The sequence below is a fragment of the Streptomyces sp. NPDC044064 genome (assembly GCF_056434245.1).
Genome location: NZ_JBWKFN010000013.1, coordinates 1 through 1,098, shown reverse-complemented (window position 1 = coordinate 1,098; position 1,098 = coordinate 1). Strand labels below are relative to the sequence as shown.

At 70.9% G+C, this 1,098-nt stretch carries 1 protein-coding gene and 2 pseudogenes; 2 read left to right on the top strand and 1 reads right to left on the bottom strand.

From position 1 onward, the window contains the following. Positions 1-271, bottom strand: a pseudogene (locus tag AC07DS_RS21595) (hypothetical protein); the annotation flags it as partial. Between the two features lie 116 nt (positions 272-387). Here AC07DS_RS21595 and AC07DS_RS21590 point away from each other — a divergent pair. Further along, on the top strand, positions 388-681 hold the full coding sequence (locus AC07DS_RS21590; RefSeq protein WP_384048576.1) for a WXG100 family type VII secretion target: 294 nt from the start codon (positions 388-390) through the stop codon (positions 679-681). A gap of 88 nt (positions 682-769) precedes the next feature. Next, positions 770-1,098 (top strand): annotated as a pseudogene (locus AC07DS_RS21585) (hypothetical protein); the annotation flags it as partial.

Sequence of the window (1,098 nt, the reverse complement as noted above, 5' to 3'; positions counted from 1 at the left end):
GGGATCCGGCGAGTGGGTCGGGTTCGTCGAGTCCGGTGCCGGGGGATCCGGCGAGTGGGTCGGGTTCGTCGAGTCCGGTGTCGCCGGTCGGGTCCCGCCCCTCCACCCCGACCCCGGGGGAACCCGCGAACATACCGCTGCCGCCCTCTCCCACCACTCCCGACGGCGGCGGCTCTGCGGGACGGCCCACCGTCCCGCCGATCAGCACCTCCGACTCGCAGCCGAACTCCGGCAGCGAGTCGCCGTCCCCGTCGAGCGACGGCTTCTTCACGCCGCCGACGAGCCCCGCGGAAGGCCCGGACCGCTAGACGTCCACCCGGCCCGCGCACCCAGACCTCCATCCCCGAAGGGGTGGACCGCACCAACCGACTAGCAAGGAGTACCACCATGCCCAACTACAGCGTCAACTCGGACACCACCGCGTCCACCTCGCAGGCCCTGCTCAATGACTTCTCCCAGCTCCAGGACAAGCTCAACGAGGTCAAGGGCAAGATCTCCAACCTGCTCGCCGACGGCTACACCACGCCGGCCGCCCAGCAGAAGTTCTCGCCGTTCTTCGACGAGTTCGCCAAGGGCTTCGACCAGGTCAACCAGGGTCTCCAGGGGATCGGCCAGTACGTGAAGTCCGTCGGCGAGGCCTTCGACCAGACCGACAGCCAGCTCGGCTCCAACCTCTCCTGACCCACCGGCCCGGCTCGCCGCCACGGCGGGCGGTGCCGCACCCGCCTCCACACGAGAAGGACGATGAGCAGTGCGATTGACTGTCAGCGTGCGTGACCCACAGGTCGAGGGGGTGTCCACCACCGTCGCCGTGGAAACCGAACCGTCCGCGCAGGCGGGCAGGTTCGCGGCCGAGCTGGCACGGGCCGTCGGGTATGCCGGAGCAGCCTCGGGGGAGCCGCCCCTCTACATCGGCTCGACCCCCGTCGACCCGCACACCACCCTCCAGGGCGCCGGGGTGCGGGACGGCATGGACCTCGGGCTCGGCGCCCCTCTTCCGAGGGAGCCCGAGCCCCACAGACCCCCCCCAATCCCGCTTGTGTTTTGCCCCTGCGCCCGAACCCCCTTCCCTCTCGTCCCCCACCCCTCCCACCCCCG